12 protein-coding genes and 1 tRNA gene are annotated in these 14,081 nt (G+C 43.6%); 3 read left to right on the forward strand and 10 right to left on the reverse strand.

Annotated features, from left to right (window positions below; translation table 11 throughout):
* Positions 1–131: 131 nt before the first annotated feature.
* The 5 genes from VL121_RS20895 to VL121_RS20915 form a co-directional block, all read right to left on the reverse strand.
* A complete protein-coding gene (locus VL121_RS20895) occupies positions 132–896 on the reverse strand; it encodes an SDR family NAD(P)-dependent oxidoreductase (RefSeq protein ID WP_325408559.1) in 765 nt (254 codons plus the stop codon).
* A 168-nt stretch (positions 897–1,064) separates the two neighbouring features.
* Positions 1,065–2,453: a putative oxidoreductase C-terminal domain-containing protein gene (locus VL121_RS20900; protein WP_325408560.1), complete on the reverse strand. Its 1,389-nt coding sequence runs from the start codon at positions 2,451–2,453 to the stop codon at positions 1,065–1,067.
* Positions 2,454–2,849: 396 nt separating this feature from the next.
* Entirely contained in the window at positions 2,850–4,277 is a 1,428-nt protein-coding gene (locus VL121_RS20905) for a Gfo/Idh/MocA family protein (protein ID WP_325408561.1), read from the reverse strand.
* Positions 4,278–4,346: 69 nt separating this feature from the next.
* Complete coding sequence (locus VL121_RS20910; protein ID WP_325408562.1) at positions 4,347–5,177, reverse strand: ThuA domain-containing protein; 831 nt, start codon at positions 5,175–5,177, stop codon at positions 4,347–4,349.
* Positions 5,178–5,282: 105 nt separating this feature from the next.
* A complete protein-coding gene (locus tag VL121_RS20915; RefSeq protein ID WP_325408563.1) occupies positions 5,283–6,539 on the reverse strand; it encodes a DUF6807 domain-containing protein in 1,257 nt (418 codons plus the stop codon).
* Positions 6,540–6,759: 220 nt separating this feature from the next.
* Between VL121_RS20915 and VL121_RS20920 the strand changes: the two genes are divergently transcribed.
* Positions 6,760–7,812: a LacI family DNA-binding transcriptional regulator gene (locus VL121_RS20920; RefSeq protein WP_325408564.1), complete on the forward strand. Its 1,053-nt coding sequence runs from the start codon at positions 6,760–6,762 to the stop codon at positions 7,810–7,812.
* A gap of 84 nt (positions 7,813–7,896) precedes the next feature.
* Here the strand turns inward: VL121_RS20920 and VL121_RS20925 are convergent, their stop codons facing one another.
* A complete protein-coding gene (locus tag VL121_RS20925) occupies positions 7,897–8,637 on the reverse strand; it encodes a hypothetical protein (protein ID WP_325408565.1) in 741 nt (246 codons plus the stop codon).
* Positions 8,638–8,830: 193 nt separating this feature from the next.
* On the opposite strand from VL121_RS20925, the gene nagB reads away from it, so the two are divergent.
* A complete protein-coding gene (nagB, locus tag VL121_RS20930; protein ID WP_325408566.1) occupies positions 8,831–10,738 on the forward strand; it encodes a glucosamine-6-phosphate deaminase in 1,908 nt (635 codons plus the stop codon).
* Between the two features lie 185 nt (positions 10,739–10,923).
* Positions 10,924–10,997, forward strand: a tRNA-Arg gene (locus VL121_RS20935).
* 159 nt (positions 10,998–11,156) lie between these two features.
* Here VL121_RS20935 and VL121_RS20940 read toward each other — a convergent pair.
* The 4 genes from VL121_RS20940 to VL121_RS20955 all read right to left on the reverse strand — a co-directional run bounded on the left by VL121_RS20940 (position 11,157) and on the right by VL121_RS20955 (position 13,751).
* Positions 11,157–11,507: a hypothetical protein gene (locus VL121_RS20940; protein WP_325408567.1), complete on the reverse strand. Its 351-nt coding sequence runs from the start codon at positions 11,505–11,507 to the stop codon at positions 11,157–11,159.
* 53 nt (positions 11,508–11,560) lie between these two features.
* Complete coding sequence (locus tag VL121_RS20945) at positions 11,561–12,049, reverse strand: hypothetical protein (protein WP_325408568.1); 489 nt, start codon at positions 12,047–12,049, stop codon at positions 11,561–11,563.
* A 132-nt stretch (positions 12,050–12,181) separates the two neighbouring features.
* Positions 12,182–12,415 (reverse strand): hypothetical protein, encoded by a 234-nt coding sequence (locus VL121_RS20950; RefSeq protein ID WP_325408569.1) that lies wholly within the window; start codon positions 12,413–12,415, stop codon positions 12,182–12,184.
* 67 nt (positions 12,416–12,482) lie between these two features.
* On the reverse strand, positions 12,483–13,751 hold the full coding sequence (locus tag VL121_RS20955) for a hypothetical protein (RefSeq protein WP_325408570.1): 1,269 nt from the start codon (positions 13,749–13,751) through the stop codon (positions 12,483–12,485).
* Between the last annotated feature and the right edge of the window lie 330 nt (positions 13,752–14,081).

The following is a 14,081-nucleotide window of genomic DNA, read 5'->3' on the forward strand; positions in this document are numbered from 1 at the left end:
ATAATTGGTTTTGGTTTGGCGCTTTTCTCAGTCAACGGTATATCGTTAGTTTATTAATTTTCTTTCTTCCTGGCAGGCTGATAGCTCAAAGTTGTCGGCTCATACCCGATACCTCATACCTGATACCTCCTCTAAAATCCAATAGCATTACCTCCATCTACCGGTAGCACTATGCCGGTAATATAGGCTGCCGCATCAGATGATAAATACACTGCCGCATGCGCTATATCTTCCGGTGTCCCTAATTTGCCCATGGGTGTGCGGGATAAAACCCGTTGCTTTCTTTCTTTATCGCCATTGAGCGCTTTGGAAGACATATCCGTTTCAATGAAACCGGGGGCAATACAGTTTACCCGTATACCCAACGGAGACAGCTCTACCGCCAGCCCCCTTGTCATTCCTTCTACCGCTGATTTTGCTGATGTGTATGCAATTACTTTTGGTATACCATACTGCGATGCCATAGAGCTTATCATAATGATCACTCCCTTTTTGCGTGTTACCATTTTTTTTGCACACTCCCGGCTTAGTGCAAATACGGCCTGCTGGTTAATGCGGATCACTTCTTCATATTCTTCATCACTTACTTCCAGCGCATCTTTTTTTAAATGAATACCGGCATTGTTTACCAGTATGTCAATAGCGCCATGTTCTTTTTCTATAGTAGAAACAAATGTTCCGATGCCTCCTAAATTGTTAAGATCAAAAATGAATCCTTTACATTTTTCTCCCAGCGCCTTACACGCTTTGTTCATGTGTTCCTTATTCCTGCCTGTAATAATCACTTCTGCGCCGTATTCAATAAATGCTTTTGCAATAGCAAATCCGAGTCCCCTGCTGCCACCGGTGATCAATGCTTTTTTTCCTGTTAAATGAAACTTGTTGGTTGTTGTCATAAAAATGAGTTAGATCAATGTTGTTCGTCTTTTACTTCACCCGGTTTAAGTGGTTAGTGCAGACAATAACCACGGCTCAAAAGGGCAAAGCTCCGCCACCCGGCACATATAGTGTTTTTTCCCGGAACGTCTTTAGCGGCTATTATGTATACCTGAACTAAAAGGCAGTTATTGTTTTGTTGCTATTTCTAATGCTTTAGTTGTAGTGTAATACTTTGCTGTCATATTGGGTACTTCCCATTCCGGGAGCTTACCTTCTTTTATATATTGTAAATATCTTTCCATTACCTGTCCAAAGTGGGCTTCATGCCCTATGTCGTAGGATGCGGGAATAATTACTTTCCATTCCCTGCCCTGTTTTTCGATGGTTACACCGGGGTATTTTGCGGCAATGGTTCTTATAGCTTCCTCCACCGCTGTGCCAAAATCGTCATCCTTATCACCGGCAGGTATAAGGTATAGCATGGGTTTGTAATTTTCTGCTTTGCCCTGGCGTATTTCCAGTGTGGCTTTGGTACCTTTTATGATTTCATGATGCGTGTCGCCGCCTTCAGTGGCTTTATAATCCCAGCGGGTAATGATCTTAACGTGAATATCTTTTAAGGTATAATTCATTTCGCCGTTGGCATGCGTATTTAAAATGGAATCCTTAACGATATCTGTTTTCAAAAATTCGGGATAAGTGTTTTTACCTGTAATGGATGCGTATTGCGACAAGGTTAGAGGCGTTGGCCAAACGCGGGCAGTATTGATCTGAATATCTTTTGTATAATCCAGTGACACTCCGGGGAAACACTGCCACTGTACAAGATCAACAAGGTGTGTTCCTACATCGGCTATGGCATCTCCCTGCTGCGCTGCATCAAAAAACCATTCCGGCCGCACCAATGGTTTACCCGATACGCTTTTAAAAAAGTAGTGTACACTTTCAATCATAACGGCAGGGTCTTTTTCCGTTCCTTTTTGTAATTCGCCAAACAAGCCGGGCATATGCATCAGTTCCTGCTGCAGTATATTGGTAATTTCCGAACGCTCTGTCATAATATCATAAAGAAGCACATTTTTCTTTCCCGCATCATCAAATGCCTGTACCAGTTTGGTAAAATTAGTACTGTTGATGACCATGGGTTTATCGGCCAGCACATTCAACCCGGCAGCTACAGCCCTTTGTATATAATCTGTTTTTAACCGGTTGTTGCCCGACAGTACCACTACGTTGCCTTTCTTTTCCTCCAGCATCTTTTCGGCAAAATCAGTTCCCGTATATACCTGCTCATTCCAGTGCGTGGGATTTTCCGTCCTTTGGTTATATTGTTTCACCAGGTTAAGGTAAGATTGCAGTTCCGGTCCATCCGGCGCATATACATGCACGGTAGTATCTACACCGGGATAGCCCACCTTTTGCACCAGTGCGGCATGAAAATGGCCGGGATCGAGTGTGATGAGTTTCACCATGCTGCTGTCTTTTATGGATTCATCTTTTTTATCGCCTGAAGACTGGCAGGCCGCTGCTCCTATCATTAAAGCCGAAAATAGTATGGTTGTATATCGTTGCATAGTGTTGTTTTACCTCACCTTCTTTTCCTCTCCGCACAGCAGAGAGGAACGGCGCTTTAGAATAATTTCAAACTTGTGGTTCTTCCACTTCAGCTTAGAATATAGCCAAACAAAGCTGTAACCCTTTCTTGATTTTCAAATTACCACATGTCCTCTTTAGCCTCATCCCCGCCCGGCTGAACGTTGTTCGGGCGGGCTCTTATCCTTCTCCTTGTGGCGAAGGACGGTGCTGCAGAATAATTTCAGGCTATTGGTACTTCCCAATCTTCTTTAGAATATATCCCCGTCCATATCCTTACAACACGGGCGGGCAATCGTTCAGCACCTTCATAAACAATAAACCCCAAACCATAAACTGTATTCCAATTTCAAATCTCAAATTCCAAATCTCAAACATTATATCATCGTTCTTACATTAAACCCTTTTTCAATCTGGTACGGCCATCTTTGTGAACGCACAAGCATGGCATTGGCTTCATCGTCATTTTTAAAGCGTTCCGTTACGGGATCCCAGTATAGTTTCCTGTTCAGCTTCATGGCACTATGGTTCAGCAGGCAAACCGAGCATGCCCGGTGACCTACTTCTATTGGTGCAATATTGGGCACTCCGGTAATGATGCTGTTCAGCCAGTTGGCATGATGATCTTTACTGTCAACAAGATGAATTTCATTTTCGCCAATGACTGATGTAAGGATTTTTGGATCGCTTGCATCAAGCGCTTTTGCATTTTTGCCTTTTACTACCGGATCGCTGGTTGTTGCGGAATAACTGCCCCGTGTAACGAATATCCATCCTTCGGTGCCCATAAATTTTACGCCATTGGGATAGTCATTGCTGGCCAATACTTTTACTCCATTTACAAACAGGCTTTCCGTTTTGTAATTGCCATGCACATCCCACAAAGCTTCTTTAGCAGGCCAATCAGACTTACCTGATATTTCAATGGGGCCTGTATTTTCTGTTCCCATTCCCCAGTTGGCAATATCAAAGTGATGAGCGCCCCATCCGGTGATCATGCCTGCGCCAAACTGCTCGCAGCGCAGCCATCCGGGGCGGGAGAAATCTTTTTGCGGATGTACTAATTTTTCGGTGTAGGGAACGTATGGTGTGGCACCCAGCCATTTTTCATAATTTAAGTTTGGCGGAACCGGCATTTCTTTTTCCACGGTGCTTTCTTCCGGTTTGTCAATTGGAAGCCCTACATAAATGGTATGTAGTTTTCCTATGCGGCCATTGCGCACCAGTTCACAGGCTTTCTTAAATTGCGGCATGGAGCGTTGCTGGCTGCCCACCTGAAGTACGCATCCCGACTTCATTACTTCATCACTCAGTATTCTTCCTTCGCTGATGCACAGGGAAGCGGGTTTTTCCATATACACGTGTTTACCTGCCTGCACGGCGTGAATAGCAGGAAGCACATGCCAATGATCGGGCGTTGCAATAATTACGGCATCTAAGTCTTTATTGGCCAGCAGTTCTTCGTAGTGCTCATAGGTTTTTGTGCTGTTGTAACCCAACTGGCCTTTTTTTATATAATAATCATCCACTAATTTTTTAGCGCTTTGTACCCTGTTGCTGTCTAAGTCGCATACCGCCAGTATTCTTGCACTATCCTGTTTTATTACGCCGGGAATATCCCAGTCGCGGGCAATTCTTCCGTTGCCGATAGCGCCTACATTAATACGGTTAGACGGCGCGTATTTTCCCAATACTGATGCAGGTACTATAGAAGGTATATGGGCAAGCATAGCAGTGCCTGCCGCACCTTTTAGCGTGTTTTTAATAAAATTTCTTCTTGAGGATATTGTTTTTTTTCTGCTCATGATAACTGTTTTTTATTGAACGTTTCTTATTTCATATTAGCTCTAAAAATTTCCAGTTGATCTGCGTCATCAATAGGGCAGGGGATCGCCCGGGCTTTTTGCCCTTGCTTTTGAATAATCTAACGGCTTATTATTGTCAACAACCCATATAATGCCGCCCATAATATGTTGTTGAAATTCGGCTGTGGCGTAGGTAGCAATGTCGTGTCCCAATGAAGTATACCATTGCCTGCCGCCATCGAACTGGTGACACCATACCGAAGGAGAAGAAGTGCCACCATAATAGGTTGGCTTATCTTTGTCATCCAGCGGGGCAAGATCATGCACTATTAATACATGAATATCGGGGTTGTATTCTTTAAAGAAGTAACATTCATCATCTCTCTCCCACACCTTAGGTAAAAATGAAGTAGAAGGATGATCTGCATCAATGATGATCTCTTTGAAAGACTGATGCTTCGCATGGCGCAAAAATGAAGCGCCAATTAATCTTTTAAACCAGGGCCAGTTTCTTTCCGTGCCGGTTGCGGAGTGAATGCCCACAAATCCGCCACCTGCCTGCACGTAGCGCATCAATGCCACTCTTTGTTCATCGGTGTCAAAAACATCATTATTGGTATTGTTGAATATAATCAGGCTGTATTTTTTCAGATTGCTTTCTGTAAAGTCGGACGGGTTTTCAGATACCGTTACAGAAAAACCATACTGGTTCGCCAGTTGCTGAATGGCGGCTACACCGGCTGCCCTGTTTTCATGCACATAGCCGTTCCCGTTTTTGGTATATACCAGCACATTCACTTTTTTCCAGTTCACTTTGGAGCCACCCTTTGATTTGTTTTGCGCTGCAGCAAATAATGCCAGGCATATACATGTAATAAATAGCAAGCTTTTTTTAGTCATATTTTTATATTTCAACTTATACTTTATCTGGTATTTCCATGCGGTCTGACGCTCCTGCATCGCGTACCGACCGCAATATTCCTCATATTCAGATTTTCAAATTCTTCAGATTTTCACATTTTCCACCTTCACCTCCGGTGGATGCGCAAAGCTTTTCCAGGCTTCTTCCGCCTGCTGCGGTGTTATCGTTCCATCATAAATCAGCATCCTGTATTTCAGCACATAGTTTTTTTGCGGTTGAAGCGCCCAGTCTTTATTGCGGGTTGGACTGAAGCTAAAAAACACATCGCCCCTTTTATTAGCGTCTACGGGCCAAACCCGCATGGGTTCGGGGAAATTGTAATTAGCAGGGAAGCTCATGAATAAAATGCCGGCATGTCCTTTCTCCAGGTCGCCGTCAATCATACACCAGCGGGCGGTAGATGCATCGGCTTCTTTTCGTGTTTTACCTTCAGATGTAAGGACTTTGCTATTGGCGTTATTCCATTCTTCCGTACCCCTGAAGCCAAAGCCGCCATAGCGGTATTCTTTTAGGGTAACAGGGCTGTCGGTGGCGCAATTCAAAATGGAAGTAAAGTCGCAGAGCCACATATTGTTCCCGGTATTATACACTCTTATATCCCAAACTTCATTCATTGCCGTTTTTTCCATGCCTGCTGCGGGCAGGTTAAAAGCCACATGTTCCTGCAGGGCCTTGAATCCCGCATATACATTACCGTTATTTGTTGAAATGAAGTTCCTGAACCGAACCGTTCCTTTTTTATCGCCTATATTCCAGAAATCCACTTCCTTATTTTCAAAAAGCACATGTGTCCAGGGGTTCCATAGGCCCATGTGGTGGTGGTGATCGGGCGGATTGATGCGCGTAAGCACCGTTCCGGAAGGCGCCCATAAAGGATGAATGAAGCCGCTGCGTTTAAAAACAGAATCTACGCCGGCAGGAGGATACTGTATAGCAAAATTATATTGCAGTACATTTTTACCGTTCTCTTTGATCAGTACGGCTTTATCATTTGTAGTTAATTGCAAAGAAGCTGCTGCAGGAGGGGAAGGACGGCTTATTTTAACCAGTTCAAAAATTCTTTTTGCAGCGCCGCTTTTCCTGCTCACCATCCACCACAGGTAGCGGTGATAGTTGTTTTCAACCTGGAAAGCTACTGCTGTGCTGGTTTTACCTGTGATTTCGCGGAGCGATAACAGGGAATCCGGCAGGCCGGTTATGGCATCCAGGTTAATATACACAGGCGCGCTGATACTGTTTTCAACAGCGGGAAGCGTTAGCCTGGCAATAACCTGGGCTCTGGTTGCGGGTAAATACCATAGTATCAGCATAGCTATGGCTAAGGGCAATTTTATTTTCATATGTAATCAAAAAGCAATCGCTGCAAAATCAACAACCGTTCTTTAAAATTAATGTTAAGGTAAAAATAAGGAGATAGGATGTTCTTTCCAACAGGTGGCGTTGATGAATGACTATCCTGTTTGCCGCACTCGTTCCCGGCAACGTTTGCATTACATTTACTTCAGCCAAAGGGCTAATAATTTAGAAAAGATTTATTCCTGCAGGTAAATATACGCATGAATGACAAAGGCAGTATATCTTTATCCTATGCAAACCGCACAGCCTGTAACCATAAAAGATATTGCACGTAAGCTGGGTATTTCGGCGTCTACAGTTTCCCGTGCGTTAAGGGGAAGTACTGAAATTAATGATGATACGCGGAAATTAGTGCAGGAGCTGGCTAAAGAGCTGAAGTATACACCCAACCCGATTGCGCTTTCCTTAAAAGAAAAAAGGAGTAAAGTAATAGGCGTTATCGTTCCCGAGATCGCCAATTACTTTTGTTCGGCCGTAATAGCAGGTATTGAAGATATTGCTTATAATATGGGCTATCATGTGGTGATCTTTCAGAGTCATGAAAAATACGAAAGGGAAGTAACCAATATTAACCTGCTGGCATCGCGCCGGATAGATGGTTTGATCATTTCTGTTTCCAATGAAACAAAAAAAGGCGCTCACCTGGCTGAGCTTATTGATAAGGGCGTTCCGGTAGTTATGTTCGACAGGATATGTGATGAAATAGATACGCCCCGCGTAGTTACCGATGACGCGGGTGGTGCTTATAACGCTACCTGCCATCTTATAGAGCAGGGCTACCGGCGTATAGCCCATCTTACTATGGCACCCTATTTATCGGTTACCAAAAACAGGATGAAAGGATATATGGAAGCCCTGAAAAAATATAAGATACCTGTTGAAAAAAAATGGATACTGCATTGCGATTTTGATTTTGCGGACATTAAAAAAGCACTCGTTAAATTATTTAAGAACGGTCCGAAGCCAAATGCCGTGCTGGCTACCAGTGAAAGAATTGCTATTGACTGCTTTGAGGTATTAAAAGAAATGGAGCTCCGGATACCTGCGGATATTGCAATGGCGGGCTTTTTTGATAATCCTGTCTGCCGTTTTATTGATCCGCCTTTAACGGCCATACATCAGCCCACTTTCGACATCGGCCAGTCGGCAGCCCGGCTGCTTATTACCATGATTGAGAACAATATGCTGCATCACCAGTATAAAACCATTGAATTAAAAACAACAATGGAGGTGAGGGCCTCTTCGATGAGGAAATGAATTTGCTATTTAAGATTTGAGAGGTGCAGTTGCAGGGCACAAGTTGCAAGGACAGCCTGAAACCTGAGCCCTGAAACTTTTTCCCTACTTCATCCTCGACCATATTTCATAAATGGGATCGCCTTTAGAGCTTAAGCCGGAGTGTATCCAGTTGCCGTTTTCTATTTTGCCGTCAAAACTAAGTGAGGCTCCAACTCTTGTACTGTCGCGCGAAAAAAATTCGATGTGTTCCGTGTATTTTCCGTTGGCAAAAGTATAGGTGCCGCCGCCTGTACCCGAAAATTCACCTGTTTCTATATTAATGGCTGCCCATTGAAAGCGGGTTGCAGTTAACAATTTTAGTGTTCTCCTCGGTCTCAGGGGTATATCTCCCATTTTATCATCTTGTTTTCGCTGCGTGATGCGCCAGTTGCCGGCTAAATCGCTTTTCCCGTCATCCGTTCTTTTCCATTGCATTTTTTTCCCGCTGATGGTGCTGGAAAGTATATTATTGCTGATGCTGTATTCGTGGCTCAACGTTTTTCCCACCTGCAATTTATCGCTGCTGTTAAACTCCACTTTAAGGATAATACGGTTACCTGAAGCCGTTAGTGGTCCTCCAAAGCTATGGATGAATTTTTTATTGACCTTGTCGTAGCGGGTAAGCATGCAATAACCGTCTGCAATAATGAGTAACTGCTCAATGCTGCCTTCTGCGGTATGCCAGGCGCCGTTAAGCGGGGCAGGATCGTTGTAAACACCTGAAAAGCTTCCGGGAACAAAAAATCCCGCAAACAGCAATAAAAGGAATACCGTTTTTACGGCATGTTTGGGCAGGTGGCTCATAAAAAATGTTTTAATCGTATTATGGATGTTTCTGCAGGAGTTATGGATCAGGAATTGCAATAAAGATACCCATCCACAAACGTTTGACCAAAATTTTGGCAGATATAAAATGAATGCATTTTTCCTCCTATCTTGCAGTTTCCTCCTATACGCAATTATTTGAATAATTAAAATATCTAAATTCCAACTGATCATGAGCATGGTTGATTCTTTTGAAAAAATTTCGTGCCGGATACTCCCCGATTTTAAGGCAGGCTCCCGGTTCGCTGCGCAGGAAGTGGTAAACCTTATTAAAGAGCGGCAATTGCAGGGCAAAACATGTGTTTTGGGATTGGCTACCGGTTCTACGCCTAAAACCTTGTATGCCGAGCTCATCCGGTTGCACAAAGAAGAAGGCGTGAGCTTTAAAAATGTAATTGCTTTTAATTTAGATGAATATTATCCTATTGATAAAAATGCCCTGCAAAGCTATCATCGTTTTATGCGGGTTAACCTCTTTGATCATATAGATATTGACCAGGCTAACTGCCATATACCCAGCGGCGAATGGCCCAAGGATAAGGTAAAGGAATATTGCGCCCGCTATGAGCAAATGATTGATGACGCCGGTGGTATTGATTTGCAGATATTGGGCATTGGTGTAAACGGACATATCGGGTTTAATGAACCCGGCTCAAGCGTATATTCCAAAACAAGGCTGGTAACGCTTGAAAACTCAACAAGGCTGGCTAATTCGTATGAATTCGTTAATATTTCGCAGGTACCCCGCCTGGCGGTTACCGCAGGTATAGGCACCATCATGAAGGCTAAAAAAATATTGCTGATGGCGTGGGGGCAGTCTAAAGCCCCGGTAGTAAAATCCGCTGCGGAAGATAATATAACGGAATCCATCCCGGCTTCTTTGCTGCAAAACCACGATAATTGTGTTTTTGTTTTGGATGAACTGGCGGCTTCAGAGCTTACGCGCATTAAATCGCCGTGGCTTACGGGCGACTGCGAGTGGACACCCAAGCTCATTCGCCGTGCGGTAATTAACGCGGCAATCAAACTGAACAAGCCGGTACTGAGCTTAACAAACAGCGACTATACCGATAACGGGCTGGGCGATTTGCTGGTGGAAAAGGGTGATGTATATGAAATTAACCTGCAGGTATTTTATATGCTGCGCGACAGTATTACGGGCTGGCCGGGCGGCAAACCCAATTCAGATATTCCCCAGCATCCTGAGCGGTCAACGCCTTATCCTAAAAAAGTGGTTATATTTTCCCCGCATCCCGATGATGATATCATTTCTATGGGAGGCACTTTTCAGCGCCTGCACGACCAGGGGCATGAAGTACATGTAGCCTACCAAACCTCCGGCAATATTGCGGTTACCGATGAGTTCGTGACGCGCTTTCTCGATTTTGCGGTAGGGTTTGAAGATATGTTTGGCATTGACAGTAAAAAGTCAAAACAAATATCCAAAGAAGCGCGTGAATACTTTGCCGGCAAAAAAACGCGGCAGTCAGACACACCCGAAATCAGGAACATCAAAGGGCTTATCCGCCAGTGCGAGGCCAAGGCTACCTGCCGGTATGTGGGGGTAGGAGATGAGCGCGCTCATTTTCAGAACCTGCCATTTTACGAAACAGGCACTATTGAAAAGAAGCCGATGGGCGAAGCCGATGTGCAAATAACCATGAAGCTGCTGCGGGAGTTAAAGCCACAGCAGGTATATTGTGCCGGCGACCTGGCTGACCCCCATGGCACACATAAGGTATGCCTTGAAATTGTTTTTGAATCGCTTAAGCGTATTAAGGCTGCCGGCGATGAATGGGTGAAGGATTGCTGGGTATGGTTGTATAAAGGCGCCTGGCAGGAGTGGGATATTACTGAAATTGAAATGGCTATACCCATGAGTCCGGAGCAGGTATTGAAAAAGCGCTTTGGTATTTTTATACACCAGTCGCAAAAAGATTCCGTACCGTTCCAGGGAACGGATGCCCGTGAGTTCTGGCAGCGGGCGGAAGAACGCAATGCCAATACCGCCGACCTGTATGCCCAGCTGGGACTGATTAAATACGCGGCAATGGAAGCGTTTGTAAGATGGCATTATTGAGAAGTAAGTGGTGAGTGGTGAGAGGAGGATTATCACTGCATCGTTAGTATACTTTAGCTGATTGCTGAGGGCTGAAGGCTGACTGCTCAGGAGGAGAGGCGGAAGGAGGAGTTATCACCTGTCTTATTATTCTTTTGGCATTTTTAGGTTGCCGCCTTATCTTTGCCGCCCAAACGACCAAAAATGGCCCCGTAGCTCAACTGAATAGAGTATCTGACTACGGATCAGAAGGTTTCAGGTTTGAATCCTGACGGGGTCACAGAACTACATTGAAAATCAATTATTTACGTTGATTGGGGTAAAGGTGGGGGTAACCCCTTTTTAAAAAAGTACTTGATTCTGATTTTCTAAAAGAATTAATGGCTGTGAAATCTCACAGCCATTTTTATTTAAAATGGAATGTAGTAGGTCAGCCGGTTTAAAGTAATGATTCACGGACCATTTTAGCAACAGATTTTTTAATCAATTTCTTCTCCTGCTCTGAGAAGTCCAGGCTATCCCCGCGGGAACTTAGCCCGCTAATTTTTCTTTTGAAGTTTTTAATGTCGGGCAGGTAGTCAGTAAAAAACCTTTCTGCCTTTACGTACCGCCACAAATATAAATCCGGGATCTTTTTAAGCGCTGTATTGATCTGCTTAATTTCTACCTGGGAAAATTCCAGCGGCTTGCCCTTGGTATTGGTACCGGCAATTTTCCTTTTATAGTTCTTAATCTCCGGCAGCAGGTCCAGAAAGAAGCTATCCGCTTTAATGTAAGTCCAGGTATTCATAAAAAAAGTGCGTTACAGTCGCACCCCTGACAAATTTAATGATCCTTACCCGGCTATTCTACAATTGAATCAATTTTACTTTTGATTTTATCTATGCAGGTTGACAACAATGGCTTACCATGTATCCTTGCATCCAGCATAGAAGCAAATGCCGCTGTTTTGGGCTCATTACGGGCACTATAAGCCAAAGCGGTAAGGTGTGTGCCATTGTCGTTTATTTGTATCCGTAAGCCCTTGTATTGTTCTTCATGTATTACAGTGCTAAACCCTGATCTTTTTACATTCTCATGATCCAGGCTGATTAGAAACTCACAGGGATCAAATGATACCGTGGTTTTGCCTTTAGGGCTCTTAATGCCGTGCATATCTGCCATTAGCTTGTTAAGTCTGTCCTTTTCTTGCTGTGAGGGCTGGCAGGTCTGCCAAATAATTTCATCTGCGTTATCCTCCGGATGGTATGCTTCGCCGTTATGGTGCAGGTCTATAAGCAGGGCTTTTGCCTGCTGTATTGTATTTATTGATTCAGGTAATATCGTTTTCATCTTATTGAGTTTAGAAAGTGAAAGAATATATTGCATCCAGCTATTGAAATCTTGTGCTGGGTCCTCCGGGTATGTGGTAGATTTTATTTTTATCATTGTTAAACAATTTCGGGCCTTATTGAGAGTGACCGGTTAAAGGAGTGTGTTAACTTTTACTTCTTCAAAATGAAATTCCCCTTCGCCTGTGTAACCCTGGGTTTGGCATATAGTGTGCAGGTTAAAAATATCATCGCTTGTAAGCGTTTCATTTTCTTTGAGTGCTTGTAACCGACAAAGCCGCAATACTTGCGGTTTCGTTGTACACACGGCCAACAGGTCGCGGGATGCATAGGAGTGCCATGTATCTGTTTTATATAGTAGAAACATGATATTAAGTTTATGTAAGTTTTTGAAAATGGGCCGCCCTGCAGATTAGCGGCCCTGTTTGCAGTCGTTAAAGCAATTCCCTCTTTAAAATATCAAGTTTTGTTTTAGGGAATATCCAGCCTGCGCCACAGGTAAGCCGGAAGTTGAAGCGGCCACCCAGTTCTTTTAATTTGTCTTTAATGGGCTTGGTATCACCTATCACCGCTACTGCACGGTCACTGTAATCAATGATATGTACAGAGCCGGCCGGCACCTCAGTGCTGTTTGCTTTTTCAGTTTTGGTAAGTGCTGGTATAAAGTAACGGCCTTCGCCTGCAGCCAGTTGAAGGGCTTCCAGGGTTACCCCGTAGTTTCCATTAAAAGAAATATTGGCCTTGCTTACCTGCCAGCCGCTATACTTTTCACCAAGGTAGTAACCATGGCCACCGCTATACTTTTCGCGGTTCTCTTCACCTTCTGCTAAGTGTATTGTATCCACGCAGTTAAGCGCTGCCTTTTTCATTTCCTCGAATAGGTCCCGTGTATGAGTGCTGAAGGCCAGGTAAATTGTTTTGGTGCTATGGAAGGCAAAATAATCTGTCATAATATCGCTGTCATCTTCCATGAGGTTGGCAACAATAACGGCTTTAACACCTTCAGGAATAGCGGTTATAACTTCTTTACCACGCTCAATAGCTTCCCGAGTTGTATTGTCCTTCTCTTCCTGCTGCTTCTTTTCAGTGGCTTTCCTGTCTTTAATAATCTGTGCAACATCAATAACCAGGTTGTTTAATTCCTCTTCGGGCATGATCTCACCCTCTTTGTAATAGGTGCCAATGCCAAACTTTTCGCTCACTGGTTTCAGGTATTGTACAGTATGGAAGTCCTTTTGTTTAATGTCAACACATTTGTAATGAGTGCCCCAGTTCCCAGTAGTATCAACATCATAAACCACGTACTTAATAGCCATGTCATGACCGTAACCTTCAAATCTCAACAACTGCCCGCGTTTGATCTCATATACATCTTTAGCTGTAGGTAGTTCACCGGCTTCGTTCAGTTCATCAAACTTTGCAAGGGCTTCCAGGTGTGCAGCCTTAATAGCTGCTTCGGTTGCCATCTTAGTTACGGAAAGCAGGCTAATACTTTTGTCTGTAAAAGGGGAATACATAAAGCTGCCATCCCTGTTACCCTGGACCTTTTGAGCATTGGAAACTATTACACCGCCATGGCGTTTCATAGTGGTGATCTTCCAATCAATACCATTGAGTTTAAGAGATGTTTCACCGGTCCAAACGTGAAAACTTTTACGGAAAGATGTGTTTTCCGTTTTCTGAAAATGAGTTACATTTGTCATACCATTAAAAATTTGAGTGATTGAATTTTACCGGCTGTTAGCGCAGCCGGTTTTATTTTGTGTCTACCTCATAAAGGTAGTGAATCTTTTTCGTACCACATAATAAAACAGTAACTATTTTCAAGGAAAGGTTATTTTCTTAATCAAATGTAACGTAGGCCGGTAAAGGATTTCATGTTCTCTTTCGTTAAAGAGTTTATAGCCTTGTTAATAGTCGGTTTCTCTTCTAAAGAAGGGTTTACTTTCCCTGATACATATGAAATCAAATGCGGGTTTGTATTCGCATTACTATTTCAGTTTCTTATACTGCAGCGGCTTTTTCTTGTGCTA

Source organism: Agriterribacter sp. (assembly GCF_035497235.1).
Lineage (GTDB): Bacteria > Bacteroidota > Bacteroidia > Chitinophagales > Chitinophagaceae > Agriterribacter.

What these genes read in the sequence shown, in the direction of transcription:
- VL121_RS20895 (WP_325408559.1), bottom strand. Translation starts at nt 896, where the DNA reads ATGACAACAACCAACAAGTTTCATTTAACAGGAAAAAAAGCATTGATC.
- VL121_RS20900 (WP_325408560.1), bottom strand. Translation starts at nt 2,453, where the DNA reads ATGCAACGATATACAACCATACTATTTTCGGCTTTAATGATAGGAGCA.
- VL121_RS20905 (WP_325408561.1), bottom strand. Translation starts at nt 4,277, where the DNA reads ATGAGCAGAAAAAAAACAATATCCTCAAGAAGAAATTTTATTAAAAAC.
- VL121_RS20910 (WP_325408562.1), bottom strand. Translation starts at nt 5,177, where the DNA reads ATGACTAAAAAAAGCTTGCTATTTATTACATGTATATGCCTGGCATTA.
- VL121_RS20915 (WP_325408563.1), bottom strand. Translation starts at nt 6,539, where the DNA reads ATGAAAATAAAATTGCCCTTAGCCATAGCTATGCTGATACTATGGTAT.
- VL121_RS20920 (WP_325408564.1), top strand. Translation starts at nt 6,760, where the DNA reads ATGACAAAGGCAGTATATCTTTATCCTATGCAAACCGCACAGCCTGTA.
- VL121_RS20925 (WP_325408565.1), bottom strand. Translation starts at nt 8,637, where the DNA reads ATGAGCCACCTGCCCAAACATGCCGTAAAAACGGTATTCCTTTTATTG.
- nagB (WP_325408566.1), top strand. Translation starts at nt 8,831, where the DNA reads ATGAGCATGGTTGATTCTTTTGAAAAAATTTCGTGCCGGATACTCCCC.
- VL121_RS20940 (WP_325408567.1), bottom strand. Translation starts at nt 11,507, where the DNA reads ATGAATACCTGGACTTACATTAAAGCGGATAGCTTCTTTCTGGACCTG.
- VL121_RS20945 (WP_325408568.1), bottom strand. Translation starts at nt 12,049, where the DNA reads ATGAAAACGATATTACCTGAATCAATAAATACAATACAGCAGGCAAAA.
- VL121_RS20950 (WP_325408569.1), bottom strand. Translation starts at nt 12,415, where the DNA reads ATGTTTCTACTATATAAAACAGATACATGGCACTCCTATGCATCCCGC.
- VL121_RS20955 (WP_325408570.1), bottom strand. Translation starts at nt 13,751, where the DNA reads ATGACAAATGTAACTCATTTTCAGAAAACGGAAAACACATCTTTCCGT.